29 protein-coding genes are annotated in these 26098 nt (G+C 39.1%); 19 read left to right on the top strand and 10 right to left on the bottom strand.

Annotated elements, in window-relative coordinates; genetic code table 11:
* Positions 1-30 precede the first annotated feature (30 nt).
* The 9 genes from dapF to erpA all read left to right on the top strand — a co-directional run bounded on the left by dapF (position 31) and on the right by erpA (position 7588).
* Positions 31-855 (top strand): diaminopimelate epimerase, encoded by an 825-nt coding sequence (gene dapF, locus B0183_RS09355; RefSeq protein ID WP_021111481.1) that lies wholly within the window; start codon positions 31-33, stop codon positions 853-855.
* Between the two features lie 398 nt (positions 856-1253).
* On the top strand, positions 1254-2048 hold the full coding sequence (nagB, locus tag B0183_RS09350; protein ID WP_026916947.1) for a glucosamine-6-phosphate deaminase: 795 nt from the start codon (positions 1254-1256) through the stop codon (positions 2046-2048).
* Between the two features lie 9 nt (positions 2049-2057).
* A complete protein-coding gene (gene nagA / locus B0183_RS09345; RefSeq protein ID WP_078208709.1) occupies positions 2058-3209 on the top strand; it encodes an N-acetylglucosamine-6-phosphate deacetylase in 1152 nt (383 codons plus the stop codon).
* Positions 3210-3406: 197 nt separating this feature from the next.
* A complete protein-coding gene (rplU, locus tag B0183_RS09340) occupies positions 3407-3718 on the top strand; it encodes a 50S ribosomal protein L21 (protein WP_005711422.1) in 312 nt (103 codons plus the stop codon).
* A 20-nt stretch (positions 3719-3738) separates the two neighbouring features.
* Complete coding sequence (gene rpmA, locus B0183_RS09335) at positions 3739-3996, top strand: 50S ribosomal protein L27 (RefSeq protein ID WP_005711421.1); 258 nt, start codon at positions 3739-3741, stop codon at positions 3994-3996.
* A 76-nt stretch (positions 3997-4072) separates the two neighbouring features.
* Positions 4073-5002 (top strand): DMT family transporter, encoded by a 930-nt coding sequence (locus tag B0183_RS09330; RefSeq protein WP_021113311.1) that lies wholly within the window; start codon positions 4073-4075, stop codon positions 5000-5002.
* A 1-nt stretch (position 5003) separates the two neighbouring features.
* The gene (locus B0183_RS09325; RefSeq protein WP_010787206.1) at positions 5004-5924 is read left to right on the top strand and encodes a DMT family transporter; all 921 of its coding nucleotides are present in this window, start codon (positions 5004-5006) and stop codon (positions 5922-5924) included.
* Between the two features lie 36 nt (positions 5925-5960).
* On the top strand, positions 5961-7136 hold the full coding sequence (gene cgtA, locus B0183_RS09320; protein ID WP_021117416.1) for an Obg family GTPase CgtA: 1176 nt from the start codon (positions 5961-5963) through the stop codon (positions 7134-7136).
* A 110-nt stretch (positions 7137-7246) separates the two neighbouring features.
* On the top strand, positions 7247-7588 hold the full coding sequence (gene erpA, locus B0183_RS09315; protein WP_005711417.1) for an iron-sulfur cluster insertion protein ErpA: 342 nt from the start codon (positions 7247-7249) through the stop codon (positions 7586-7588).
* A 257-nt stretch (positions 7589-7845) separates the two neighbouring features.
* Here erpA and B0183_RS09310 read toward each other — a convergent pair whose 3' ends face one another.
* From B0183_RS09310 to ygfZ, 8 genes are all read right to left on the bottom strand, one after another.
* A complete protein-coding gene (locus tag B0183_RS09310) occupies positions 7846-8661 on the bottom strand; it encodes a cysteine ABC transporter substrate-binding protein (RefSeq protein WP_078208708.1) in 816 nt (271 codons plus the stop codon).
* A gap of 75 nt (positions 8662-8736) precedes the next feature.
* Complete coding sequence (locus B0183_RS09305; RefSeq protein WP_078208707.1) at positions 8737-9468, bottom strand: amino acid ABC transporter ATP-binding protein; 732 nt, start codon at positions 9466-9468, stop codon at positions 8737-8739.
* A 271-nt stretch (positions 9469-9739) separates the two neighbouring features.
* Entirely contained in the window at positions 9740-10459 is a 720-nt protein-coding gene (locus B0183_RS09300; protein ID WP_078208706.1) for an amino acid ABC transporter permease, read from the bottom strand.
* Positions 10449-11108, bottom strand: coding sequence for an amino acid ABC transporter permease (locus B0183_RS09295; RefSeq protein ID WP_021113397.1), 660 nt, complete (start codon positions 11106-11108; stop codon positions 10449-10451). Before B0183_RS09295 ends, B0183_RS09300 begins: the two co-directional genes overlap by 11 nt.
* A 395-nt stretch (positions 11109-11503) precedes the next feature.
* Positions 11504-12004 (bottom strand): ribonuclease E activity regulator RraA, encoded by a 501-nt coding sequence (gene rraA / locus B0183_RS09290; RefSeq protein ID WP_078208705.1) that lies wholly within the window; start codon positions 12002-12004, stop codon positions 11504-11506.
* Positions 12005-12067: 63 nt separating this feature from the next.
* Positions 12068-13318 carry a paraquat-inducible protein A gene (locus B0183_RS09285; RefSeq protein ID WP_021113343.1) on the bottom strand — a complete coding sequence of 417 codons (1251 nt, stop codon included), beginning with the start codon at positions 13316-13318 and terminating at the stop codon, positions 12068-12070.
* Positions 13315-13902: a ribonuclease HII gene (gene rnhB, locus B0183_RS09280; RefSeq protein ID WP_021111805.1), complete on the bottom strand. Its 588-nt coding sequence runs from the start codon at positions 13900-13902 to the stop codon at positions 13315-13317. The genes B0183_RS09285 and rnhB overlap by 4 nt, the downstream gene beginning before the upstream one ends.
* Positions 13902-14792 (bottom strand): CAF17-like 4Fe-4S cluster assembly/insertion protein YgfZ, encoded by an 891-nt coding sequence (ygfZ, locus tag B0183_RS09275; RefSeq protein WP_021111806.1) that lies wholly within the window; start codon positions 14790-14792, stop codon positions 13902-13904. The genes rnhB and ygfZ overlap by 1 nt, the downstream gene beginning before the upstream one ends.
* Before the next feature lie 121 nt (positions 14793-14913).
* Between ygfZ and B0183_RS09270 the strand changes: the two genes are divergently transcribed.
* The 10 genes from B0183_RS09270 to B0183_RS09240 all read left to right on the top strand — a co-directional run bounded on the left by B0183_RS09270 (position 14914) and on the right by B0183_RS09240 (position 22530).
* Positions 14914-15411, top strand: a complete 498-nt coding sequence (locus B0183_RS09270; protein ID WP_078208704.1) for a transposase — start codon at positions 14914-14916, stop codon at positions 15409-15411.
* Positions 15412-15420: 9 nt separating this feature from the next.
* Complete coding sequence (locus tag B0183_RS12365; RefSeq protein ID WP_160148343.1) at positions 15421-15579, top strand: hypothetical protein; 159 nt, start codon at positions 15421-15423, stop codon at positions 15577-15579.
* Positions 15580-15721: 142 nt separating this feature from the next.
* Positions 15722-16891 (top strand): AAA family ATPase, encoded by a 1170-nt coding sequence (locus B0183_RS09265; protein WP_021118300.1) that lies wholly within the window; start codon positions 15722-15724, stop codon positions 16889-16891.
* A complete protein-coding gene (locus B0183_RS09260) occupies positions 16891-17322 on the top strand; it encodes a type II toxin-antitoxin system VapC family toxin (RefSeq protein ID WP_021117410.1) in 432 nt (143 codons plus the stop codon). The genes B0183_RS09265 and B0183_RS09260 overlap by 1 nt, the downstream gene beginning before the upstream one ends.
* A 66-nt stretch (positions 17323-17388) precedes the next feature.
* Positions 17389-17628, top strand: a complete 240-nt coding sequence (locus tag B0183_RS12360; RefSeq protein ID WP_157930092.1) for a hypothetical protein — start codon at positions 17389-17391, stop codon at positions 17626-17628.
* A complete protein-coding gene (locus tag B0183_RS09255; protein WP_234802053.1) occupies positions 17565-19079 on the top strand; it encodes a type I restriction enzyme subunit R domain-containing protein in 1515 nt (504 codons plus the stop codon). Before B0183_RS12360 ends, B0183_RS09255 begins: the two co-directional genes overlap by 64 nt.
* Positions 19080-19109: 30 nt before the next feature.
* Complete coding sequence (locus tag B0183_RS12795; protein WP_234802052.1) at positions 19110-19442, top strand: hypothetical protein; 333 nt, start codon at positions 19110-19112, stop codon at positions 19440-19442.
* A complete protein-coding gene (locus B0183_RS09250; RefSeq protein ID WP_078208703.1) occupies positions 19435-20148 on the top strand; it encodes a M48 family metallopeptidase in 714 nt (237 codons plus the stop codon). Before B0183_RS12795 ends, B0183_RS09250 begins: the two co-directional genes overlap by 8 nt.
* Positions 20149-20414: 266 nt before the next feature.
* Positions 20415-21386 carry an adenine-specific methyltransferase EcoRI family protein gene (locus B0183_RS09245; protein ID WP_078208702.1) on the top strand — a complete coding sequence of 324 codons (972 nt, stop codon included), beginning with the start codon at positions 20415-20417 and terminating at the stop codon, positions 21384-21386.
* Positions 21387-21417: 31 nt separating this feature from the next.
* Positions 21418-22530 (top strand): HNH endonuclease family protein, encoded by a 1113-nt coding sequence (locus B0183_RS09240; RefSeq protein WP_035496822.1) that lies wholly within the window; start codon positions 21418-21420, stop codon positions 22528-22530.
* A gap of 121 nt (positions 22531-22651) precedes the next feature.
* On the opposite strand, the gene B0183_RS09235 is transcribed toward B0183_RS09240, so the two are convergent.
* Entirely contained in the window at positions 22652-23782 is a 1131-nt protein-coding gene (locus tag B0183_RS09235) for a restriction endonuclease subunit S (RefSeq protein WP_198525543.1), read from the bottom strand.
* Between the two features lie 50 nt (positions 23783-23832).
* A complete protein-coding gene (locus B0183_RS09230) occupies positions 23833-25875 on the bottom strand; it encodes an N-6 DNA methylase (RefSeq protein ID WP_078208701.1) in 2043 nt (680 codons plus the stop codon).
* Between the last annotated feature and the right edge of the window lie 223 nt (positions 25876-26098).

The raw sequence follows: 26098 nt of genomic DNA, 5'->3' as shown, positions 1-26098 counted from the left end.
CAATAAAAAATTCTAATAATAGGAAAAATTATGCAGTTTTCAAAAATGCACGGACTTGGCAATGACTTTATGGTGATTGACGGAGTAACGCAGAATGTTTATTTAACGGAAGAACTCATTCGTAAATGGGCAGATCGCCATCGTGGCGTAGGTTTTGATCAACTACTATTGGTCGAACCACCCTATGATCCAGAACTGGACTTTCACTACCGTATTTTTAATGCTGATGGCAGTGAAGTCTCTCAGTGTGGAAATGGAGCAAGATGTTTCGCTCGATTTGTTACCTTAAAGGGCTTAACCAATAAGCAGGATATTGGCGTGAGTACAGCGAAAGGCAAAATGGTTTTAAGTTTACAAGACGATGGTCAAGTTCGCGTAAATATGGGGGAACCGATTTGGGAACCTGCACAAATTCCTTTTACCGCAAATAAGTTTGAAAAAAATTATATTTTACGCACGGATATTCAAACGGTGTTATGTGGTGTCGTTTCAATGGGTAATCCGCACTGTGTGTTACAGGTTGAAAATATTCAAACCGCCAATGTCAATGAATTGGGGGCTTTACTTGAACGCCACGAACGTTTCCCAGAGCGTGCCAATATCGGTTTTATGCAAGTCATCAATCGAAATCATATCAAACTAAGAGTGTTTGAGCGTGGTGCAGGCGAAACACAAGCCTGTGGTAGCGGTGCTTGTGGGGCTGTTGCGGTTGGGATTATGCAAGGCTTATTAGATAGCCGTGTTCAAGTAGATCTTCCGGGTGGAACCTTGCATATCGAATGGCAAGGTGTAGGTTCACCGCTTTATATGACAGGTGATGCAGAACATATTTATGATGGGGCTCTGAAGTCATAAGTTATAGAATATGAGATATACTGGAATAAACGGAGTAGTTTAAGATCCAAATATATATTCTGGTACTACAGGCATAAACTACACTATCGTTATGCTTTTATGAACTATAGTCCCAATCTTCTTGAGATTATCTAGCTTGGTTTTAGTTTACTATTTCAGAATAAAGATAATTACTTTTAGATGAATAACCCGCAATATTCTATTCATCCTATTGGAGTATTACTGGAATACTTTGTAGGAACTTAAAAATATTGATTGTATCTGAGCAAGGGCTTTTTCATGATAAATTATGATCTTGTTCAAATTTTAAGTAAATTTTCTACAAATGAAGCAAATCTTTCTTTATAATGATCGTCAATGAAGTTTTATTTCAAATTTGACTTTTTCTAGGAGGATTTATGCGTTTAGTGCCTTTGGATTGTGCTGAACAAGTGAGCCGTTGGGCTGCTCGTTATATTGTAGATAAAATCAATGCTTTCCAACCTACTGCAGAAAAGCCTTTTGTACTTGGCTTGCCAACAGGGGGAACGCCACTTCAAACTTATAAAGAATTAATTAAGTTGTATAAAGCAGGTGAAGTGAGTTTCAAACACGTTGTCACCTTCAATATGGACGAGTATGTTGGGCTACCCCCAGAACATAAAGAGAGTTACCACTATTTTATGTTCCATAACTTCTTTAACCATATTGATATTCCAGTAGAAAATGTGAATATCCTAAATGGAATGGCAGAAGATGTGGATGCTGAATGTGAACGTTATGAAGCAAAAATTCGTTCTTATGGCAAAATTCATCTCTTTATAGGCGGTGTGGGTGTTGATGGGCATATTGCCTTTAATGAACCTGCTTCATCGTTAAGTTCTCGCACTCGCATCAAGACTTTGACCGAAGATACGTTGATTGCGAACTCTCGTTTCTTTGATAATGATGTCAATAAAGTACCAAAATTTGCTTTAACGGTGGGCGTAGGGACTTTCATGGATGCAGAAGAAGTATTAATTTTAGTCACAGGTTATAACAAAGCCCTTGCATTACAAGCCTGTGTTGAGGGGGCTGTAAATCATTTATGGACGATCAGTGCGTTACAACTACATCGTCGTGCAATCGTCGTTTGTGATGAACCTGCAACACAAGAATTGAAAGTTAAAACAGTTAAGTATTTCAAACAATTAGAGCAAAATATAGCTCGCTAGGAGGAAAAGGTGAGGTGTTATGCACTAACAAATTGTGTGATTTATACGGGAAGTGATGTGCTATATCAGCATGCTGTGATCGTTAATGGTGAGCAGATTGAGGCTGTGGTTCATCAAAGTCAAGTTGCAGATGGGGTTCATCAGATTGATTTAGAGGGCGCAAATCTTTCTGCTGGTTTTATTGATCTACAGTTAAATGGTTGTGGTGGTGTGACATTTAATGAGGACATTAGTGTTAAAACCCTTGAAATTATGCAAGAAACCAATCTGAAATCGGGTACAACAAGCTATTTACCGACATTTATTACTTCGCCTGACGAAGGAATGAAACAAGCGGTGCAAGTAATGCGTGACTATTTGGCTAAATATAAAAACCAAGCACTCGGTTTGCATTTGGAAGGACCTTATTTAAGTGTGGCGAAAAAGGGGGTACATCGTCCTGAATATATCCGTGAAATAAGCGGTGAGATGTTGGATTTTCTTTGCAAAAACGGTGATGTCATTACGAAATTAACACTCGCAGCAGACAACCCAACGGCAGATCATATTCAGAAATTTGTTGAAGCTGGGATTATTGTGTCTATCGGACACTCAAATGCGACCTTTGCTGAAGCAAAACGACGTATTGAGCAAGGCATTGGCTTTGCTACCCATTTGCATAATGCTATGTCGCCGATCGGCTCTGGGCGTGATGGTGGAGTAGTTGGTGCAGTGTTGGATAGCGATATTTACGCTGGTATCATTGTCGATGGTTTGCACGTTGATTGGAGTAATGTGCGTATTGCGAAGAAAGTGAAAGGCGATAAATTGGTGATTGTAACCGATGCGGTTGCCCCAGCTGGTACAACTGATATGGAATATTTTATCTTTGTAGGTAAGAAAGTTTGGTACAAAGACGGTAAATGTGTCGATGAGTTTGGCAGTCTTGGCGGTGCGGCGATTACAATGATCGAGTCGATCCGTAATATGACGCAACATACTGATCTTCCGTTAGATGAAGTGATCCGTATGTGTACATTATATCCAGCTCGTGCTATTCATGTTGAAGATAAGTTAGGATCCATTGAAGCTGGCAAAATTGCCAATTTAACTGCGTTTAATCATCAGTTTGAGGTATTAGGTACAGCGGTGAATGGAAATTGGAAGTGGGCTCAGCTCTAATGTGTTGAGTGAGCTTAAAAAGATCGTTTAAAGATCCTTCTCTAAACGATCTTTTTTGTTTGTTTTTGAAGAATTTCAAATTTTTCTCAATTTCTCGCTTGCTCTCATTTGAGTTTTTGCGTAGAATTGTCCACCTATTTTATATGAATTTGAGAGTGCCAAACGCATAGCGATAGGCACATATTAGCGGAGTAAATATGTACGCAGTTTTCCAAAGTGGCGGCAAACAACACCGAGTAAGCGAAGGTCAAGTTGTTCGTTTAGAAAAACTTGAAGTAGCGACAGGTGAAAAAGTTGAGTTCGACTCAGTGTTAATGGTCGTTAATGGTGAAGATGTTAAAATCGGTACCCCAGTTGTTGCTGGCGGTAAAGTAGTGGCAGAAGTGGTTGCACACGGTCGTGGCGAAAAAGTTCGCATCGTTAAATTCCGTCGTCGTAAACACAGCCGTAAACAACAAGGTCATCGTCAGTGGTTCACAGAAGTGAAAATCACTGGGATTCAAGCATAATTTCAGAGGAGATCAAGTAGATGGCAACTAAAAAAGCTGGTGGTTCAACTCGTAACGGTCGTGACTCTGAAGCTAAACGCCTTGGTGTTAAACGTTTCGGTGGCGAATCTGTATTAGCAGGTAGCATCATCGTTCGTCAACGTGGTACAAAATTCCACGCAGGTAGCAATGTAGGTATGGGTAAAGACCACACTTTATTCGCAACTGCTGACGGTAAAGTAAAATTTGAAGTTAAAGGCGAGAAAAATCGCAAATATGTAAGCATCATTGCTGAATAATCTTCAAAAGAATAAGATTAAAATGCCCCGCTAATCAATTAGCGGGGTTTTTTATTACCATTGAAACAAAAAATTTATGTCAAAATCACAACCTTTACTTGGCTTTCTCTTTGCCTTAACTGCTGTAATGATGTGGGGTATGTTGCCGATAGCCTTGCAACAAGTTTTGAAATTTATGGACGCTCAAACGATCGTCTGGTTTCGATTTGTGACTGCAATGGCTGGGTTGTTTTTGATTTTATTCTTTGCAAAAAAATTGCCGAAAGTGACCGCTTTCACTCGCCGTCATTATTATCTGCTATTGCTTGGGGTATTTGGTTTATCCTGCAATTTTTATTTATTTAATTTAGCGTTAAATCATATTCCACCTGCAGCCAGCCAAGTGATTAGCCCTTTTTCATCTTTGATTATGGCGTTTATCGGTGTCTATTTGTTTAAAGAGAGCTTCGGTTTACATCAGAAAATCGGCTTTGTTATCGTGCTGATTGGCTTGGGATTATTTTTCAATGATCGTTTTGACGATCTTGCTCAGATGAATGAATACGCTTGGGGAATGATCTGTGCTGTTAGTGCCAGCCTGATTTGGATCTGTTACAGCATTGCCCAAAAGATGATGCTAGATCGGTTTAGTTCACAGCAAATTTTACTGTTTATTTATTGTGGTTGTAGCCTTGTTTTTACGCCTTTGGCGGATCTTTCACAAGTCAATAATCTCAGTGGTTTTGCGGTAGCTTGCTTGATCTTTTGCTGTTTAAACACGGTAATTGCTTATGGCAGTTATGCCGAAGCGTTAAATCGTTGGGAAGTGACTAAAGTGAGCGTAATGATGCCACTTATTCCTATCTGTACGATTTTATTTTCACAGTTGGCATTTTATTTAAGCCCTGAACATTTTGCGGAACCTGATTTTAATCACCTAACGCATTTAGGGGCGGTTGTCGTGGTATGTGGAGCAATGCTCTCTGCCGCTGGGCATAAACTTTTTTATCGACATAAACGGATTTAATATGAAACCACAACGTCCATTACTTGGATTTTCATTAGCCTTGCTTACTGCAATGATGTGGGGTTCTGTGCCGATTGCAGCACAAAAAGTGTTGAGTGTTGTGAATGCTCAAACGCTCGTATGGGCTCGTTTTATTGTGGCAGCAATCGGTTTGTTACTCATTTTAGGCTTTACAAAAAAATTGCCAAAACTGACCGCTTTCACTCCACGTTTTCTTTGGTTAATCGGGTTAGGCGTGGTAGGCTTATCGCTGAACTTTTTCTTGTTTAGCTATAGTTTAAACTTTATTTCACCGACAACTAGCCAAGTATTGTGGCAATTGGCGCCGTTTACGATGATTTTATGTGGTGTGGTGATTTTTAAAGAACAATTTGGGCGACATCAGCAAATCGGCTTGCTATTGCTCATTATTGGTTTAATCGCCTTTTTTAATGAGCGTTTTGAGGAAATTTTCCAGTTAGGCACTTATGCTTTTGGGTTGCTTGTCGGTGCAGGAGCAGCAATTGTTTGGGTGGTTTATGCGATAGCCCAAAAAATAATGTTGGCAAAATTTAGCTCACAGCAGATTTTGCTGATTATTTATACGGGCTGTGCATTGCTACTCACACCATTTGCCAGCCAGATAAACATAGATGAATTTGATCCGTTTTTATTGGGTTGTTTCATTTTCTGTTGTTTAAATACCTTGATTGGCTACGGGGCATATGCCGAAGCATTAAATCACTGGGACGCATCAAAAGTAAGTGTAGTCACGATTTTAGTCCCGATTTTTACGATGGTTTTTTCAAGCATTGGACATTGGGCATTTCCCGATACCTTTGCAAGCCCTGATATGAATTTATTGAGTTATATCGGCGCATTTATTGTGGTGTCTGGCACGATTTTATCGGCGGTCGGACATAAATTAGTTAAAAGAAAATAAGCATTTCCCTAGTTTGTATGGGAAATAGGAGAAGATATGAAATTTATTGACGAAGCCCTGATCCGAGTGGAAGCAGGCGATGGCGGTAACGGCTGTGTCAGCTTCCGCCGTGAGAAATTTATTCCAAAAGGTGGTCCTGATGGCGGTGATGGTGGTGATGGTGGTGATGTCTATTTAATTGCCGATGAGAACCTAAACACGCTTATCGACTACCGTTTTGAAAAACGCTTTGCCGCAGGTCGTGGCGAGAATGGTCGCAGTGCGGGTTGTACAGGACATCGTGGTAACGACATCACCTTGCGTGTACCCGTTGGCACCCGTGCGATTGACAACGATACCCAAGAAGTGATTGGCGATTTAACCAAACACGGTATGAAAATGTTGGTGGCAAAAGGTGGCTATCACGGTTTGGGGAATACTCGCTTTAAGTCGTCAGTCAATCGTGCACCACGCCAGAAAACCAACGGCACACCAGGGGAAAAACGTGATTTACAGTTAGAATTGATGTTACTTGCAGATGTGGGAATGTTAGGTTTACCGAACGCAGGAAAATCCACCTTTATTCGTGCAGTATCAGCAGCAAAACCGAAAGTCGCAGATTACCCATTCACAACCCTTGTGCCAAGTTTAGGGGTAGCACGAGTTGGTGCGGATCGTAGCTTTGTGGTGGCAGACATTCCAGGGTTGATTGAAGGTGCAGCAGAAGGTGCAGGCTTGGGGATCCGCTTCTTAAAACACTTAGAGCGTTGCCGAGTACTCATTCACCTTGTCGATATTATGCCGATTGATGAGAGCGATCCTGCACAAAATATCTCTATTATTGAGTCGGAACTCTATCAATACAGCGAAAAATTAGCAGATAAACCGCAATGGCTGGTGTTTAACAAAATCGACACCATTGGCGAAGAAGAAGCGAGAGAAAGAGCCGAAGCAATTGTGGAAGAGATCGGTTGGGAAGGGGATTACTACTTGATTTCTGCAGCGACAGGGCAAAATGTATCCGCTTTAACCCGTGATATTATGGACTTTATCGAAGCGAATCCGCGTGTTGAAGAAGAGGAAAAAGCGAAGGAAGAAGTTGCATTCAAGTGGGACGACTATCACCAACAAGCGATGTTAAACCCGATTACCGAAGATGATTGGGACGACTTAGATGATGACGGTTGGACAGAAGAAGATGATGAAGGGGTAGAGTTTATTTATAAACCCTAACTTTAATTGCTGGAATATTTTAAATTAAGGGATGGGATACCATCCCATTGCCCTTAATTCATAATTGTTAGATAATGTAGGTGGTTACAAGTTTTGATTTAGGACAAATAATGAGTGATATCTTAGTGCCTCTTATTTTTACAGATGCTGCTGCAAAAAAAGTTAAATTCTTGATTGAAGGCGAGGAAAACCCAGAGCTCCGTCTACGTGTTTATATTACAGGTGGCGGCTGTAGTGGGTTTCAGTATGGGTTTACTTTTGATGATAAACTTAATGAGGGCGATTTAACCATTGAAAATTTAGATGTAGCTTTAGTTATCGATCCAATGAGTCTCCAATATCTAATTGGAGCTACTATAGACTATGTTGAAGGGTTGGAAGGCTCACGTTTTGTTGTGCAAAATCCAAATGCAAGTTCTACTTGTGGATGTGGGGCCTCATTTAGCATTTGAGTATTATTCCTTCCAATTATTAATTCCCTTAACTAAAGTGGCAGTGTCTTAACAGTAGCGTCATCTAGTTAGCAAAAAATATAACCCTTTCCTACAGATAATTCGGTATTCACAAAGTTGTGTGGATAACAATTAACGAGGATTCAAAGAGATCATGGCTTTCTCTATATTTTATTGCTTGAAAGATTAGTTATAAATATCAGCACCTTAATCAGCTAGCTGTTTAGTCCAACTTTTAGGGTGCAGATCATTCCCTATTACTTCGCCAACAAATCTTCTTTTTCACCATAAACTGGGACAAGAGTTTTCTGGTAAGCGGCTTTTAATTTGCCGTTTGCTTTAAAGTCCGCAATCGCTTTATTCACAAAGTCTAATAAAGCTTTGTTACCTTTTTGTACTGCTGGTGCGATATTTTCTGTTGGACCTACGTTGCCAATGGCGACTTCAAAGGTTGGGTTTGTTTTTACCCACGCCCAAAGTAACGCATTATCGTGTGCTAATGCCACGCCTCGACCATCTTTTAACGCATCAAAGGTTTCGGTGTTTTGATCGAATTTCAACAACGTGATTTCAGGGTGATTTTTGGTGAAATACACATCAGCGGTTGTTCCTTTGTTCACCAATAAGGTTTGTCCTTTTAACTGTGCAATATCGGTAATAGGTGCACCTTTTGGCGATACCACACCTAATGCCACATTCATATAAGGACTTGCAAAATCAACCACTTCTTCGCGAGCTGGTGTTTGAGTGAAGTTCGCTAAAATCAAATCAACTTTATTCGATTTTAAATACTCCACACGGTTTGCAGCTTCAGTTAAAACAAATTCGACTTTGTCTGGGCTACCCAGTAATTCATTTGCAATGTCTTTGGCAATCTCGACATCAAAGCCTTGATTTTTACCGTTAACATCGACATAACCAAAGGGCGGTTTATCTCCAAAAACACCGATACGAATAACGCCATTCTCTTTAATTTGAGCAAAGCTGTCGCTAGAGGCTTGAACAGTGTTTGACACGCCGGCAAATGCAATGGCTGTGGCTAATAATGTTTTTAATGTTGTGCTAAGTTTCATAGGTTTCTCCTGTAAAGTATATTATTGAATTTGAACATTTCCCCCTTTGAAAAAGGGGGATTAAGAGGGATTTCTCTAATAATCCATACCGTGTAAAAATTGTTTAGCTCGTTCTGTTTTCGGCTGATGGAAAAATTGATGTGGTTCGCTCTCTTCAATAATAGTTCCTTTATCCATAAAGATAATGCGATCAGCCACTTTTTCCGCAAACCCCATTTCGTGTGTCACAATTAACATCGACATTCCTTCGTCGGCAAGTTCTAACACCACATCAAGCACTTCTCGCACCATTTCGGGATCGAGAGCAGCGGTGATTTCATCAAGTAAAATCACTTCAGGGTTCATACATAACGCTCGAACAATCGCAATTCGTTGTTTCTGTCCGCCTGAAAGCTCTCTAGGATAAGCCGTTTTGCGATCCAGCAAGCCCACACGCTCAAGTAATTTATCTGCTTGCGCTTCCGCTTCTGCTCGCTCACGTTTTTGTGCTTTCAGCGGACCTAGCAGAATATTGTCAATCACATTCAAATGGGCGAATAACTCATAACTTTGAAACACCATTCCGACCTTTTGGCGAGAGGTTTCCCAATCTAAATCTTTGCCAAACTCGCCTACGCCAGCCATTGAAATCGTGCCACCTTGTTTTTCTTCCAAACCATTGACACAACGTAACAAGGTACTTTTCCCACAACCCGATGGTCCAAGAATAACTACCACTTCCCCTTTGTGAAGGTCTAAACTTAAATCAGGAATAGCAACGGTGTCGCCATAGGTTCTATGTAAATGTCGAATGGTTAATAACGGCATAAGTTAATCATCAGTGTCAATCAATGGTGTGATTGTGTCGTAAGATGAAAAGAAAGGGAAAGTCTTAAAAACTATTTTTTATGAAGTTTAGTTATAAGAAAGCGGTAAGATTTGAGTGAAATCTTACCGCTTACAAAAGAAAAAAAAGCACCTAACTGGTGCTTCAGGCTGATGACAAACCATATATTAGATGGATTGAATATTGTAGGGTGGGTTTTAACCCACCAATAAAATCAATATGTTACGGCTATATGGTGGGTCAAGACCCACCCTACAAGCTCTTTGTCAATAATCTGAAAGCACCTAACAGGTGCTTTATAATAGCCCAAACCCATCTCTTTTCTAACCAACTCGCCCACAACGACAGCGGATAACAGATCACAAAATACAGCACAAAAATCAATCCATAAACGAAGAAAGAGGCATGTGGATTGGTAAATAGTGAATTTTCAATGATCTGCTGTCCGACTTTAACTATTTCAATCACACCGATTAATGCTGCAAGAGAACTGGTTTTAATCATACGAGTAAAGAGATTGATAGTACTCGGTAGAACTCGTTTTGTGCCTTGCGGTAATTCAATGAACCAGAAAATTTGCCACGGTTTTAAACCAATAGCTTTGGCGGATTCAATTTGATGTTTGTCGATAGACGTTAAAGCCCCCCGCACCAAATCTCCCATTTCTGCTGTTCCCCAAATAACAAAGACCCAAATACAGACCCACAAGCCACTGATATGAATATTGAACCAAGTAGAAAGCCCGAAATAGAGCATAAATAGCCAAACTAAAATCGGCACAATTCGGACGGTTTCGAGATAAAGACGACTAATGGACTGCACTAAAATATGGCGAGATCGCATAAATAAGCCAAACAATGTGCCAGCAATCAGCGAGATCCCAACGGAGATAAAAGAAATTTGTGCGGTAATCCATAAACCCTGAGCTAACCGTCGTGCATTTTCACCTTCAAATAACCAATCAAACGCCATATTTTGCTCTCCTTACTCTGTTTTCCGCATAACGAGCCAGTAATGAAATAGGTAATAAAATAATTAAGTAACTGATAAATAACAGGAAAAGTGCTTCGTTCGTTTTATAGTCCATACCAATAATATCTTTAGTCACAAACATCAACTCCGCCACAGCAACAGCACTTACCACTGAAGACTCTTTAATTAAAAACAGTACATTTGCCCCAAAGGCAGGTAATGAAATTGCCCACGCTTGTGGAAAGATAACATAGCGAAAAATCTGGAATGGATTTAATCCAATGGACTTAGCCGCTTCCGTTTGTCCTTTAGGTATGGCGAGCAAACCAGCTCGCAGTGCTTCTGCCATATAGCTTCCGCCTAGAAAAACAAGAGCAATGACACCACAAGTAAAACCGTCCCACTTAATGCCGATTTTCGGCAAGCCGTAGTAGAGAAAGAAAAGTTGAATTAATAAAGGCGTATTACGAGAAAGTTCGATATAACCACGGGCTAGCCAATAAAGTGGCTTGATGTGATAAGCGGTAATAACTGCAATCACTAATCCAAGCAAAAAAGAGAGCAAAATTCCCCAAAAAGAGAGTTCTAGGGTAATCAGTGCAGCATCAGCAAAACGTGGGACTGCATCAATAAGATAAGACCAATTCATTATGAATAAAATATTATAAATAGATTGTAGAATTTATTTTGTCGTGCTTGAAAGAGAAAATAAAGATGAAAACATTCTTTGATATAATGAAATGGAATAATAATCACCAAGATAAATGAGTCTATAACTAGATTTGTGTAAATACCTGTTTCTAAAATAGTACATTCAGACACAGGTATTTTTTATAATGAATGAAAAGTGGGGAAAAACAGCTAAAATTCACTAAAATAAAGGTCCTTAGCGATTAAGATCATTGAAAATTTACTGCGGTTAATATTGCATTTTGTTTTTTTATTCAACTGCTACATAATGCCGCTATAAGAGGCTTTAAGCCACTTTTTAGTGGCTATTTTGTATTACTCCCTTTCCGATACATACAAAGGAAAATACAAGAATTATTCTATATCCTCTGATTGTAAATCCAGCAACTCTGGCGATAACACAATCCCTGTTAAATCCGCATAGACATAATCTTCAGGTAAAAAGGTCACTCCACCAAAATTGACAGGGGTATCAACTTCACCCACCATTGAGTCATCAGCACCAACAGGAATTGGGGCGAGGGCTTGGATACCAATATCTAGGGTTTCTAATACATCTAATTGACGTACTGCACCATTGACAATAATACCTTCCCAGCCATTATCCACGGCAAGTTGGGCGAGTTCTGCATCAATTAATGCTCGACGCACTGCACCACCGCCATCGACTAAAAGCACTCGTCCCTGACCTTCTTCTTCCAACACTTCTGCAATTAAGCCATTGCTTTCAAAGCATTTTACTGTGGTGATTTTGCCATAGAAAGATGAAAGTCCGCCAAAGCTAGAAAAAATAGGTTCGACGACATCTACTTGATCGGAATAAATATCACAAAGTTCAGAAGTATTAACACGCATAACTTGCTCCTTTTTTCAATTTTATTGGTGGAAGTATAAACCTTTGCACAATTTTGTTCAAATCTAACCGCTTTGCTGAGTTGTATTATGTTCTCGATGTATCCGCCATAACATTCTGGCATCAATGTTTGATGATGAAATCATTGTTAGAAAAACAGCTGCTCCAAAATAAAAGGCTGCTTCACCCACCGAGAAGCTGATAATTTGCCCACGTTCAACCAAAGACATCATCAGTGCAAGGACAAACAAGTCTAACATTGACCAGCGTCCAACAAAGTGAACATAGTGTAGTAGTTTCATCTGCCAGTGAATTGGGTGTTTCCAGCGGTAATGGATCGCAAGCAACAAGTAGAAAATCACGGCAACTTTACTAAACGGCACGGCAATACTAGCAATAAAGATAATGGCTGCAATTAAGTAACTGCCCATTTCCATAAATAAAATCACCCCGCCCATCAGTGTATCTGCGGAAGTTGCCCCAGCAAATTCGGTCGATGAAATCGGCAAAAGGTTGGCAGGGATCATCATCACTGCCCCAGCAATCAAAGTCGCCCATACTCGTTGTAGTTTAATGCTGTCGGATACATCTAAATTGCTTTCACAACGTGGACAACGATGTCGCCCTTTTTTATCCACAATATTTTCATCAAAGGTATATTCACAAGCCGAGCAAATACTTGGTTGGCAAGGGTGATCCGCAGGCAACGTATGATATTCAGGATAAAACCGTTCCCACCACCGTTTTGGATCGATTTTGATAAACAGTAACGTGGTTAAAATCGCTGTCATTATGAATGCGATAATGTAGTAGTCAAACTCCAACTTGGCATATTCACGCACTTTAAATGCCGCCACGGCAATCGCCACGAGATAAACATCTAACATCACCCACTGTTTCGCTTTGCTGAGTAAAATCAAGGTGTAGCGTGGTCTATGGTGGATTAGCCGTTGAATAAAGATCAACAATACCAAGCCAGCAAAGGCAAAAGGCATAATCACCGAACAGAGCAAAATCATAAATGCTGTGTAGGGAAAGCCTTCCGTCGCCATTTTCCATACCCCACCCCAGACGGACGCATAAATCGGTACGCCTAGTAGGTCGATATTCATCAACGGCAACCATAAGCCAAAAGGCAATAAAATAAGAATAGATAAGGCGATAATGGCACAACGTCGCAAGCTCCAACGGTTACCAGATTGCAATACTTCATTGCAATTCGGGCAACAAGCGGTCTGATTGGGTAGATCTTTTGCTATGCTGACAACGCTATCACATTCAAGGCATCGCTGTAAGTAAATCTCGTCTTTTTTCATTCTTTGGTTAATCGCTGTGCAACAGGGGCAAAACTTTTACGGTGATAAGGGGTTACGCCCAGACTTTCTAATTTTTCAAAATGTAGCTTGGTTGGATAGCCTTTATGCTGTGCAAAGCCGTACTCAGGAAACTGTTTATCCAGTTCGTCCATTTCCTGATCCCGTGCCACTTTGGCTAAAATAGAAGCCGCACTGATTTCAGCAACAAAACTATCGCCTTTCACGACCGCTTGTGCAGGCATAGGCAAGGTTGGAATACGATTGCCGTCCACCAGTACAAAATCAGGTTGAATACGAAGCCCTGCAACCGCTCGTTGCATTGCCAACATTGTGGCGTGCAAGATATTCAGCTGATCGATTTCATCTGGCTCTGCTCGCCCTAAAGACCAACATAATGCCTTCGCTTTAATTTCTTCCGCCAACGCAAGACGGCGTTTTTCCGAGAGTTTCTTCGAGTCGGCAAGCCCTTCAATCGGCTGATTAGGATCAAGGATAACGGCAGCCGTCACGACTGCCCCAACCAAAGGCCCACGCCCAACTTCGTCCACCCCTGCAATGAGCTTTGCTTTTGGATATTCAAACATCAATTTTCTTCCAAGCTATAAGGCAGTTCAAATAATGCCAAGCTGACATTGCCGACACGGAAATTGGCTTCTGGCTCAAGTTCTTTATTCAGCACTACTTGTAGCCAAAGCTGTTGTTGATAACGCTGGACCGCTAAAATTGTCCCAGTGCTTTTCCAGTTCTCGCCCAACTGCATTTCAATGCTAGATGCAACGGCTGGCAATTCGATTTCCCCTTCCACATTACCCACAAAGGTAAACATCGCCCGTTTATTTGCACCACGATATTTCGCACGAGCAACGGTTTCCTGACCGATATAACACCCCTTAGTAAAGGAAATCGCTTTATCAAGCTGTTGCAGATTGGTTGCCTGTGGAATTAGCTCAAACTGATTAGCCTTGTAGAGTAACGGCACGCCCTGTTGAATATCAATCAGATCCCACAAACTGCCATCGCCATTGGCTTCTACCGCAATATCGCCCCAAAAGATCGCCCGTTTAGGCTCTTCATCAAGGTAACAAGCGGTCACATTTTCGTTAAATTTTGCAATGATCTCACCGCTTGTCGTTCCAAACAGAGCCTGATCTAATTCAGTAAAGGTCACTTTGGAAAACACCGCATATTTCTTTAACTGCACCAGTGCTTCAGGCAACAGATTTTGTTGAATAATCAGAAAAAACTGCTCCGCCGTTGCACGATATAAACGGAACAACGCACTCATTTTTCCTTTCGGATCACAATGGCAAGTTAAGGTCTGCTCACCAACAGCAAGTTTCGCTACATCACAAGTAAGCTGTCCTTGCAGATATTTTTCCGCATCAATCCCAGCTACTTCAATCAAGCGATATTGAGTTAAAGCCACACACAACTCAGGCTGCTGATGTGTCACTTTTTGACATTCACATTTCATCTTATTATCTCAAAATAGGGTTAAAAACAGGCGGATCATACACGATTTGCCCGATGGGATAAATTGATTTGCAGGGGGAAATTTGTTGTGTTTTATGGTATCTACGGTATAAATCAATAGTATGAATAAACCACAAATAAAAATTATTCGTTTGCAAAAATATGATTATTCACAAAACGGATTTTATTTTATTACTGTATGTATTAATAACAAATTATGTTTGTTAGGCGATATATATGAAAATAAAACAATTTTAAATGACGCAGGAAAAATGATTGAATATTGGTATAAAGAAATAGAAAAACATTTCAGTTATGTTTACTGTTTAGATTATGTTATTATGCCAAATCACATTCATTTTATTTTGAATATAGAAAACAGTGAAAATGATAAATCTCCTTCTCTATTTTCAATAATTCAATGGTTTAAAACAATGACTACTAATCATTATATTAGAAATGTGAAAGAAAATAATTGGGCTTATTTTAATAAAAGATTGTGGCAACGAAGCTATTATGAACATATTATTAGGAATGAAAAATCCTATATTGAAATCTGTGAATATATTCAAAATAATCCGTTAAACTGGCAGCTAGATAAATTATTTTCAACTAAATAAGAGAAAAATATGTCTTACGCACTCTCAATCCTCGAAAAACACACCTCCAAACTCTCAGCCATTCTGTTGTTACACAACCTTGGCTGGCAGTATCTTTTTCCTAAGCAAGCCTTAGCTTATCGTGGGGAGAAGGCGGTGAATGTGGTGTTGCGAGAGGTGCTTTATTAATATCGTTTACTTAACTAGGGAAAAGTTAGCAGATGTGCTATAATAAAAGATAATGCTCAATATTAATCTAACTAAGAATGATTGCATTTGGTAAAGCAATAAAATTGTCTAAGAAATGTTTGTTTTGAAGAGGACATAGCAGATGAATAATACATTGCATTTAAAGAAATTTCATTTTGAACAAGTCAAAGGTGTCGGCACGATTGAAGTGGAATTATTTCCTAATCAACGGGTTTATACTTTTATTGGGGAAAATGGGATTGGAAAAACAAAATTTTTAGAAAGTCTGTTTGCTATGTTGCTATTTACGAACAAACAAGCAATGAAAACAGATTTTTATATACAACATTTATTAATTCCTTTTAAATCTGCGACTATCGATGATATTTCTTTCAGTTTTAATGAGAATGATGGTTTTTCTTTAGGTAATCATAGTTATGCATTTATTTTGGCTATGCATTCTTATCCAGTCGTTTATTTATCTGCGCAACATCGTGGCGCGATAAATGAGAAAGTCTATGAGTATGAAAGAGGAAATGTTTCTAAATTAGGTAATAAATCTAAAAGACAAAAAGGGTATTTAGAGTATTTATTGACAAGTTTTAATGGAAATCCACAAAATCTGAAAAATTTGAATATGGATTCTAATATTGAAGAATGGATTGTTCAGCGTGCTTTATCATCAAATCCTTATCAGTCTAAAGAAGATAATCGAGAGATTGAAATTAAAACGTTATTATCTTTATTACATAAAATAGATCATAGAATTGATAAAGATTTTCTTGAAATATCAGGCGATAATCGAGTTTTTCTAAAAATAGAAAATCAAAAACGTGAAATATCAGAGCTTTCCAGCGGTTTTACTTCTATTTTAAAAATTATCCAATCAATTATTGCAGGATACAGTTATTTCACGAATGAGCTACAGATTGCGAATGTTCCAGGTATAGTCTTAATTGATGAAATAGAAAGCCATTTACATAATAAGTGGCAAGCAAATATTATTCCTTTATTAAAAGATTTATTCCCTAAAACAATCTTTTTTATTACTACTCATTCATCTATTGTAATTAGTCAATTAAATCACGGTGAAGCCTACCGTTTGAAACGTTGTGAAGATGACGGCGTTGTGTATGCTGAACTTATTGATTACCCAAGTAAAGTTTCTTTTATTGATTTGTTAAATGATGCTTTTGATGTAAATTTAAATCAGTTAAAAATTAACAGGGCTCAAGAAGAAGGGCAGCAAGAAGCGAAAAAAACCTTGTTAAAATTAGTTCAACAAGAACTAGCCAATTTGGAGGCTAAATAATGAAAGGTTATTTATTAGATACAAATTATTTAATTTATTTAGCGGATCCAAATGCAAATCCAACTAAAAAAGCGGAAGTATTACAAGATTTAGCATTAAAACTTGAAGATCCTGAAACTTTATTATTTTTGACACCATTAATTCGTTATGAAGTTTTACGTGGTGTAGAATGGGATAATATTGAAAAATTAAATACGTTAAAAAGTGCTTTAAAAGCATTTCAGACCATTGATATTAATGATGATATTGCTGATTTAGCTCGAAATCTATTTCGTTTGGATAAAGCAAATCAAAAAAATGGAAGTAAAAAGGTTATTGAAAAGTATCAATTTGATATGTTTCACTTTGCAACAGCTAAAGAAAATGATTTAGAAATTTTATCAAAAGATCGTGATATGACTGCAATCGAAAATCTATTCAAGAAAATTTAGGCGAGTAAGATGATTTCTACAATCCCCCACACCCTCGAAAAACACACCTCCAAACTTCCAGCCATTTTGCTTTTACACAATCTTGGCTGGCAGTATCTTTCTCCTAAACAAGCCTTAGCTTATCGTGGGGGGAAGGCAGTGAATGTGGTGTTGGACGTGGTGTTGCGGGAGGTGTTGAGCCAACGTTCGATTTCCTATCTTGGGCAAGAGCGTGCGTTGTCGGCGAAGGCGGTGAAAATCATATGGCAATGCGGCGAACCTTGCCTAGTGCGGCTTTTGTTGCTTTTACCGGTACGCCGTTGTTAAAAGACGATGAAACCACACAAAAATTTGGCAACATCATTCACGCTTATACGATGCAACGTGCGGTGGAAGATAAAGCGGTAACGCCACTGCTTTATGAAGAGCGGATCCCTGAATTGTCGGTGAATGAACAGGCGATTGATAACTGGTTTGAGCGGATCACCAAGTCGTTAAACGAAGAGCAAAAAACGGATTTAAAACGCAAATTCTCGCGTAAAGGGCAGATTTATCAAGCTGATGACCGTATTCATTTAATCGCTTTAGATATTACGGAACATTTGGCGAATAAAATTCCGCAAGGCTTAAAAGGTCAGCTGGCATGCGAAAGCAAAGCGACAGCAATTCGTTATCAGCGGTATTTGGACGAGATCGGGCTGTTTGAAAGTGCGGTGGTGATCAGTCCGCCTGACAGCCGTGAAGGAAATACGCAGCTTGACGAACAGGCAAGTGATGAAGTGGTGCGTTGGTGGGCAGCCAACGTGCAAGGCGATGAAGAAAGTTACACGCAACAAGTGTTAAGTCGTTTTGCCGATCCTGAAAGTCCGTTGCGTTTGTTAATTGTGGTGGATAAGTTACTCACGGGCTTTGATGAGCCGAGCAATGCAGTGTTGTATATTGATAAGCCGTTAAAACAGCATAACCTTATTCAAGCAATTGCACGGGTAAACCGCTTGCATAAACAAAAAGAGTACGGGCTGTTGGTGGATTATCGGGGCATTTTAAAAGAGCTGGATACAACGATTGCCAAATACCAAGATTTAGCCAACCGAACGCAAGGCGGTGATGCCATTGAGGATTTAGCTAGGCTTTATCGCTCAATGCAAAGCGAATATCTGCGTTTGCCGAGTTTGTATCAAGCGCTTTGGGCAATGTTTGCCGAGGTTGAAAATAAAATGGATCTTGAACAACTTCGCCGCCAGCTTATTCCAACTATGCAACTCGACCCGACAAGCGGCCTGTTTTTCGATAAAAACAGCAAAATACGCGATGATTTTTACCGTGCTTTAACTGCCTTTAACCGCTGTTTACAGGTGGCATTGCAGTCGGAAACCTTTTATCAAGACAAAAACTTTACCGATGCCGACCGCACTTTATATAAAAACACCGTCGCCTTTTTTGCCCAACTACGCCGTTTGGCACAACAGGACGCCGGCGAGCAAGTGGATTATCGCGAATATGCCCATCAAGTTGAGCAATTAATCGATAAGCACGTTGTTGCCTTAGGCGTAAAAGAAGCAGACGGCATTTATGCGGTCAATAAAATGGGCAAAACGGAATATCAAACGTGGAACGACACCAAAACACGCAACGAAGCCGATAAAATTCGCTCTCGTATTGCTCGTAGCCTTGAGATTGATTTTGACAACGATCCTTATGCCAAAGCCCGTTTTTCCGAATTATTGCAACAAGCCATTGAAGAAGCTGAAGCCTTGTTCGACCACCCGATAAAATAGTATCTGCTGTTTAAAGAATTTGAAGAACAAATGGCAGAACGTAAATTGCCCGATATTCCAGACCGCTTTGGCGGCAACTATGCGGCACAAGCCTATTTCGGCGTATTTAAAACAGTTTTACCTGAAACCCTATCGCAAGGCGAAGACTTTTGGGTTGATTTGGCATTTGAGATCGATCAGGCGGTTTTACGCTGTTTGAGCGAACATTCCATCAACCTTGAACAAGTGGAAAAAGACATTCGTAAACAGTTACTGCCGATGATATTTAAAATCTGCCAAGCCAACGGCAGCGGTATGTTACAAGCCAAAGAGATGGTCGAACGGATAGTACAAATTGTGCGAGTTGGGCGTTCAAATGGATAAGTTTGATCGGGTTATCATTCCTTATGGCGACCAACATTTTACCGTTCGCTTGGTCAAGAATGCCAAATATAAACGGCTACGCCTAACCGTGCAACCCACGGGCGACATCATTGCTTATGCGCCGCCACAAGCGATCAGAAATGAGCTGATTTTTGCCATCAGCAAACAAAGTCTGTGGATTGCCGACCAATTGCAATTTTTCCAACAAAACCCACCGCTTGTTGAACGGCAATATATCAGCGGCGAAAGCCACCGCTACCTAGGGCGAAAATATCTGTTAAAGGTATATGAAACGCCAAATAAACCCAACCAAGTCCGCTTATGGCGTGGGCAGTTGGAAGTGTCTGTGCGAGAAAAAACGGCACGACAAGTTCAACAATGTTTGGATAACTGGTATCGACAAAAAGCCAAACAGATTTTTGCCGAACGTTTAAATTGGCTGCTACCGCAAATCTTTTGGGTTACGACAATCCCACACATTCGCTTACGCACAATGAAGACCCGTTGGGGAAGTTGCTCCATTCAAGGCTCACTATGCCTTAACCCCCACCTAATCAAAGCCCCGAAAGAGTGCATTGATTATGTGATTTTGCACGAACTCTGCCACTTCGCCGAACACAACCACAGCGAACGTTTTTACCGCCTAATGGGGCAAATGATGCCACAGTGGAAAGAAGTGAAGACGAGGCTGGATAGGGTGGTTTAAGGGGTGTAGGGAGATGTAAGCGGTGGGATTTGAAAAGAAATTTGCAAACTGAAAAAACTTCGCAAAACCCTACCGCACTTTTTTGCAAAATAACGTCGATAACATTACTGAAATATCCCTACAAACTGGCTATAATACAGCTCTAATTTTTGAGTAAGAAAAGAGGTTTAATAATGTTCAACACTACGCAAGCAAGCAAGCAAGCAAAATAGTTTAAATTTTACTCAACTCTTGTCAAGTGCTATCGTCAAAAAGGCGGTGGCATAATGGCTGGGAATAAAAATCTTCATCGCGCTAACCGTGAAAAAAATGATGAGTTTTATACACAACTTGTCGATATCGAAAACGAGTTACGCCATTACACACAACACTTCAAAGACAAAATTATTTTCTGCAACTGTGACGATCCTGAAGAAAGTAATTTTTTCCGCTATTTCGCACTGAATTTTGAACATCTTGGTATTAAAAAATTAATTGCAACACATTTTGATGCCAATGAGCCAACGTATAAATTAGAAATTGATCGTGAATTAGATTTAAACACAGATGGCAAAATTGACTTTCAAGATATTCAACGTATTCCATTGCAACAAAATGGTGATTTCCGTAGCCCTGAATGTATCGAAATTCTAAAGCAGTCGGATATTGTGGTAACAAATCCGCCTTTTTCCCTATTTCGTGAATATGTTGCTCAGTTAATGGAGTATGAGAAAAAGTTTGTCATTGTCGGCAATCAAAATGCGATTACCTATAAAGAAACATTTAAGTTAATTAAAGAAAATAAAATTTGGCTTGGTAATAAAAGCGGTGATATGGCGTTTAGGGTACCTGATTATTACGAAGAAAAAGCAACTCGTTATTGGCAAGATGAAACTGGACAAAAATGGCGGAGTTTGGGGAATATTTGTTGGTTTACCAATTTAGACCATGCCAAACGCCACGAAGAATTATTGCTCTATAAAGCTTACTCAGAGGAAGAATATCCAAAATATGATAATTACGACGCAATTGAAGTAAATAAAGTTAAAGATATTCCTTTTGATTATCAAGGTGCAATGGGGGTACCTATAACATTTATGGATAAATATAATCCTGACCAATTTGAAATTTTAAGTGCTAACGATTTTAGAATTAGCAATAAAATTCCATTTAAAGAACACGGTTTAATTAAGGACAAGGATGGAACAATAAATGGAAAGCCTACCTATGTAAGAATTGTTATTAAACACAAGCGGTAATATTTCCCCCAAATTTTGCAAAGGAATAAAGATGAAAATTGAACTAACTCATATCAAAATCCGTGATTTGGTTGAAAACTACTCGGATACAGCTGAAAATGGTGTAACAGGTTATAATGGCAAATTGGATATTCGCCCTAAATATCAGCGTGAATTTGTCTATAAAGAAGTTCAAAGAAATGCCGTTATTGATACTGTAATGAAACATTTTCCGCTCAACATAATGTATTGGGTAAAACGTGAAGATGGCACGTTTGAAGTATTAGACGGTCAGCAACGCACTATTTCTATTTGCCAATTTGTGAAAGGTGATTTTTCCGTAGAATATCAATATTTTCACAATCTCACTCAAGACCAGAAAAATACTTTTTTAGATTATGAATTAACCGTTTACCAATGCGAAGGAACGGATAGTGAAAAATTGGCGTGGTTTAAAACTATTAATATTGCGGGCGAAAAACTTACTGATCAAGAATTGAGAAATGCAGTCTATGCAGGTAGCTGGCTAACTGACGCTAAACGATACTTTTCAAAATCAGGCTGTGTTGCGTCAAGTCTTGGCGATAAATATGTGAAAGGCTCGCCTATTCGTCAAGAATTTTTGGAAACTGTTTTGGAATGGATTTATCCCACTGAAAATGATAAAGAAAGCAATCCCCACAAAAGTATTGAAAGCTATATGGCATTACATCAACACGATGAACACGCCACAAAATTATGGAATTATTTTCAATCAGTCATCAACTGGGTAAAAACCACCTTCCCAAACTACCGCAAGGAAATGAAAGGGCTTGAATGGGGACTATTCTATAACACTCATAAAGAAAGGGATCTAAACCCAACGACACTTGAAGCTAAAATCAAAACACTAATGGAAGATGACGAAGTTAGCAAGAAATCTGGCATTTATGCTTATATTTTAACTGGCGAAGAACGTTATTTGAGCTTAAGAGCCTTTACAGATAAAGATAAACGCACAATGTTTGAACGGCAAGATGGCATTTGCCCACATTGCAATGGTAAATTCAAGATAGAGGAAATGGAAGCTGATCATATTACCCCTTGGTCACAAGGCGGTAAAACTGACTTGAATAATGGACAAATGTTATGTAAAAGTTGCAACCGAAAGAAAAGCGATAAATAGCTAAAAAGCGGTAGGATTTAAAAAGAAATTTGCAAAACCAACTTAGGGGCAAATCACATTTACCCCAAAAATCAAGCGGTCAATTTCTTGCAATAAATTGCAAAAAATTGACCGCTTACAATCAGCCGTTAATCACTTGTTTGGTGGCGGCGATTTTGCTATCGGCATAACGTACCACATCTTTAATCACCAGCTTTTGCACAGCAGAAATAAGGGTTTCCATAAAACCGTAATCCATCTCTCCGTTTTTGATCGGGTAATTAATGTACTTATTTTGCACTACATTCCAACCGCCAAGTTTATTTTTGTATGAATAAATTTTTAAATCTGTCACCTTATTAATACACACAACGCTAAATAGGTAATGCTGTGACAAAAACGGAACTTTTTTATTGCTCCATCGAATAGCGTACGCATCTGACAAAACTGTAAATTCTCTTGATTGATAATACCCTCTGTAGACATCGCTATTTGATGGTAAAGAAATCACATTTTTTAATATAGTTGCTCCTTTTTGTGGTGCATAATAATTTAAGCCTTGGTTTTGAAAACTTGATGTTAAACAAGGCAATACATATTCTCCTTGTGCTTCTTTTGGCAAATCAACAGCTTTATAATTTAATTTCCTTGTGGATATTCTCTCAAACAAATCGCTCATTTTAAATTCACCCCAAACCACTTTACCCTTTTCAAAATCAGCAAGAGCCTGTTGTTCAGCAACGGTAAGCGTATAATCTTTTAAACCTGTAACTAATAAATACGCCTCGAGCTGCGAGAGGCGGAACGCCTCGAGCTGGGCGATGAAATTTTCCATAAAATCAAAGTCAATCTGGGCAAGTTTATCCAAATTTGAGTTATTATTTATTGGTAGCTTAATTTTATGTCGTCTTATGTCATCAAGTTTGTATCCTCCTTGCTGACCATCATAAAGAGAAACAAATTTTTGAATATTTGCCACAAAAAAATAAGCAACTCTTTCATTCCATTTATTTATAACCACCCTTGGTGTGAGTTTATTTATATTTTGTGAACAATAATATTCTTCTTTTTGATATTTCACATATTTATAATTACCAATTACAGTTGCAGTAATAGTAAACGGACTATTAGGTTCAAACTCTCTCTTTTCAATAAAACCTTGAATGCCATTATTCTCAAATGTTCTTCCTACAAAATTTATACCTTTTTCTACAAAGTCAATCGCATTACTATCTAGAGACTTTGTCCCCTCTATTATAAACAACTCCTGCAACTCGTATTCCGCCCATTTAACCTGTTGCAATTCTTGCGTTAAATGGGCTTCTATTTTCCCAAATGTTCGTTACTTGGGTTTTGTTTTTTCAGGATATTTGCTACTTCCCACGCTAAATAGTCGCTCACGGTCTTTTTAAAGTCATCAAGCGTTGGTTTGGTATCTATCGGTGCGGTTTGGTTCCAGTCTGCACCGTTTTTGGGGTCTATGGTATTTTCAAAATACTCTTTTTCGCTAAACAACTTCAATTTAGACTTGCCAAAACGCACCAAATTGACCACTTCTTCATAGCGTCCACGGGCGTTGTCGGTATCTTTTAAGTTGTTGCTGGCTTTTCTGCGGTTGGTTCGGGTATAGCCATCGTTGCTAAAATCAATGAATTTTACCATTTCATCAGCGTGATGTTTTTCACCCACTTTAAACACATAAATATTGGTCTGTACGCTGGATTTACCGATAAATAAATCGGTCGGCATTTTAATACTGGCAATTAAGGTATGTTTTTGCAAAATGCGTTGGTTGATTTCTTTTGCTTTGCCACTGCCTGCCGAATTTTGAATAATAATCGCCGCATAGCCTTTGTTCATCATATTTAAAGCGGTTTCTACAAAGTTCATTCCGTTACCCACCGCTGAATAAGGCGGATTGAGAACAAAAGCGTCCGCAGGGAATTTGTCATCGGTATTGCCAAAACCATATTTGCCGTCAAAATCGGTCAGTGAGTTCTTGTTGATGATGTTTGAGCTACCATCGCCCATCATAATCATATTCAAAATAGCAAGCATATACACGCTAGAAAGCAACTCCAAGCCTAACAACTGTTTTGCTTTAATATGCGCTTCCTTTTGACGCAATTCTTCGGGCGAATGAATAGCCTCTTTGGCATCTTTGAGCATTTCGTTCATCGCAGCGACCAAAAGCCCGGCTGAGCCTGTTGCAAAGTCCCAAACATAGCTGTCTTTATTTACCCGAGCTAATTTAACCAGCAAAGTTGCCACATAAGACGGTGTTAAAACCACATCGTTAAGTTTGTCTTGAGTAAAACCCAACCAAGAATACATTTCATTAAATAGCTTGCCTGTAAAATCAGTCGTTAAACCGATTTTGTAATAAATACCTAAATCATCAACAATTTTGGTGAATACTCGCTTAAGCTGGCTTTCGCCATTTTGCGGTTTGTTAATGTTATCGGTTAAAAGCGTATTAGACAAAGTGCGGATGATTAAATCTTTTTTGTCTTGTGGCAATTGTTTTTCATTAAAAAAGGCGTTGATTTTACGAATAATAATCTCGCCATCTCGATTGCCTTCTTCTTCAGAAGATTTTAAATCAGATTTTTCTAACGGCTTCACTTTGCCTGCCACGCCCAGTGTCGCAATAATAGAAGCGGCAACCAGATAAACACGGTCGTTTTCGCCCAAGCCTTTTTCATTTTGGTAAATATCATTGTTGAGTTTGGTTAGGCTGGTATCGATCTCTTTTTCACGCTTTTCTTTGAGTTTTTCTAATTCTTCAGGTGAAAGCGTTAGATGTTTGATTTGTGCAATAAAATCATCAAAATTTTCTTTGGCAAGGAAAGAAAAATCGCTAAATTCGCCAACTTTTTGCCCTACACCAAGATTGGATTTAGACACATAATAAACCCCGATTTGATGACGAATATTACCTTTCTCGTCTTTTTCTCCCGTCATACCAATAGCGATAATGTCGGTATAACTGGTGTGATGGAGCAAGGCATTAGCATAATGCACCGCACCATTCACCGCATAGCCGTTGATGTGTTTAAAATTCGGTTCGTTTTTTGCTGTGCGATTATCTACATTGCCTTCGGCATCTAATTTGACCAACTTGTCGCCATAGCCTTTGTATTCAATCAAAATCGGGTAATATTCAGTATCGGTCGCCTGTAACAACAATTTGGCATCTGGACGATTTGCTCCCACACCACCATTTTTAGAAAAGTAATCTTTCAACGCTTTATCAATTTCATCATTCAGCGTTTCTTGTTCTAATTTGTAGTCTAATTGGTATTTTTTCAGCCAGCCGTTCGCTAAATCTGCAATATTCGGTTCAATAGATTGTTGTTTTGCCATTTTCTTGCCTTTCTGAGTAATCAATTATTCGATATTATCTTAAATTTCAATGTATTGTGCGATGTTTTTTTGTGATTTTAAATAACAACCGCCAGGGCAACCACATATGTTGTCCATTTTTCAACCTACACGCCGAGCAACAGCTCATCTCGAAATTCATCTGACCAACCAGCAGCGGTCAATTTCCCTTTCATACTCTGCTCAAGTTCAACGCTAATCGACG

This window comes from Glaesserella parasuis (assembly GCF_002015085.1).
Taxonomy (GTDB): domain Bacteria; phylum Pseudomonadota; class Gammaproteobacteria; order Enterobacterales; family Pasteurellaceae; genus Glaesserella; species Glaesserella parasuis.
Note: the sequence above shows the minus strand (reverse complement) of the source record. Positions and strands in the feature narration are given on the sequence as shown.

Excerpts from the sequence above, each read along its gene's own strand:
- dapF (WP_021111481.1), top strand. The coding sequence starts at position 31 with ATGCAGTTTTCAAAAATGCACGGACTTGGCAATGACTTTATGGTGATT.
- nagB (WP_026916947.1), top strand. The coding sequence starts at position 1,254 with ATGCGTTTAGTGCCTTTGGATTGTGCTGAACAAGTGAGCCGTTGGGCT.
- rplU (WP_005711422.1), top strand. The coding sequence starts at position 3,407 with ATGTACGCAGTTTTCCAAAGTGGCGGCAAACAACACCGAGTAAGCGAA.
- rpmA (WP_005711421.1), top strand. The coding sequence starts at position 3,739 with ATGGCAACTAAAAAAGCTGGTGGTTCAACTCGTAACGGTCGTGACTCT.
- B0183_RS09330 (WP_021113311.1), top strand. The coding sequence starts at position 4,073 with ATGTCAAAATCACAACCTTTACTTGGCTTTCTCTTTGCCTTAACTGCT.
- B0183_RS09325 (WP_010787206.1), top strand. The coding sequence starts at position 5,004 with ATGAAACCACAACGTCCATTACTTGGATTTTCATTAGCCTTGCTTACT.
- cgtA (WP_021117416.1), top strand. The coding sequence starts at position 5,961 with ATGAAATTTATTGACGAAGCCCTGATCCGAGTGGAAGCAGGCGATGGC.
- erpA (WP_005711417.1), top strand. The coding sequence starts at position 7,247 with ATGAGTGATATCTTAGTGCCTCTTATTTTTACAGATGCTGCTGCAAAA.
- B0183_RS09310 (WP_078208708.1), bottom strand. The coding sequence starts at position 8,661 with ATGAAACTTAGCACAACATTAAAAACATTATTAGCCACAGCCATTGCA.
- B0183_RS09305 (WP_078208707.1), bottom strand. The coding sequence starts at position 9,468 with ATGCCGTTATTAACCATTCGACATTTACATAGAACCTATGGCGACACC.
- B0183_RS09300 (WP_078208706.1), bottom strand. The coding sequence starts at position 10,459 with ATGGCGTTTGATTGGTTATTTGAAGGTGAAAATGCACGACGGTTAGCT.
- B0183_RS09295 (WP_021113397.1), bottom strand. The coding sequence starts at position 11,108 with ATGAATTGGTCTTATCTTATTGATGCAGTCCCACGTTTTGCTGATGCT.
- rraA (WP_078208705.1), bottom strand. The coding sequence starts at position 12,004 with ATGCGTGTTAATACTTCTGAACTTTGTGATATTTATTCCGATCAAGTA.
- B0183_RS09285 (WP_021113343.1), bottom strand. The coding sequence starts at position 13,318 with ATGAAAAAAGACGAGATTTACTTACAGCGATGCCTTGAATGTGATAGC.
- rnhB (WP_021111805.1), bottom strand. The coding sequence starts at position 13,902 with ATGTTTGAATATCCAAAAGCAAAGCTCATTGCAGGGGTGGACGAAGTT.
- ygfZ (WP_021111806.1), bottom strand. The coding sequence starts at position 14,792 with ATGAAATGTGAATGTCAAAAAGTGACACATCAGCAGCCTGAGTTGTGT.
- B0183_RS09270 (WP_078208704.1), top strand. The coding sequence starts at position 14,914 with ATGAATAAACCACAAATAAAAATTATTCGTTTGCAAAAATATGATTAT.
- B0183_RS12365 (WP_160148343.1), top strand. The coding sequence starts at position 15,421 with ATGTCTTACGCACTCTCAATCCTCGAAAAACACACCTCCAAACTCTCA.
- B0183_RS09265 (WP_021118300.1), top strand. The coding sequence starts at position 15,722 with ATGAATAATACATTGCATTTAAAGAAATTTCATTTTGAACAAGTCAAA.
- B0183_RS09260 (WP_021117410.1), top strand. The coding sequence starts at position 16,891 with ATGAAAGGTTATTTATTAGATACAAATTATTTAATTTATTTAGCGGAT.
- B0183_RS09255 (WP_234802053.1), top strand. The coding sequence starts at position 17,565 with ATGGCAATGCGGCGAACCTTGCCTAGTGCGGCTTTTGTTGCTTTTACC.
- B0183_RS12795 (WP_234802052.1), top strand. The coding sequence starts at position 19,110 with ATGGCAGAACGTAAATTGCCCGATATTCCAGACCGCTTTGGCGGCAAC.
- B0183_RS09250 (WP_078208703.1), top strand. The coding sequence starts at position 19,435 with ATGGATAAGTTTGATCGGGTTATCATTCCTTATGGCGACCAACATTTT.
- B0183_RS09245 (WP_078208702.1), top strand. The coding sequence starts at position 20,415 with ATGGCTGGGAATAAAAATCTTCATCGCGCTAACCGTGAAAAAAATGAT.
- B0183_RS09240 (WP_035496822.1), top strand. The coding sequence starts at position 21,418 with ATGAAAATTGAACTAACTCATATCAAAATCCGTGATTTGGTTGAAAAC.
- B0183_RS09230 (WP_078208701.1), bottom strand. The coding sequence starts at position 25,875 with ATGGCAAAACAACAATCTATTGAACCGAATATTGCAGATTTAGCGAAC.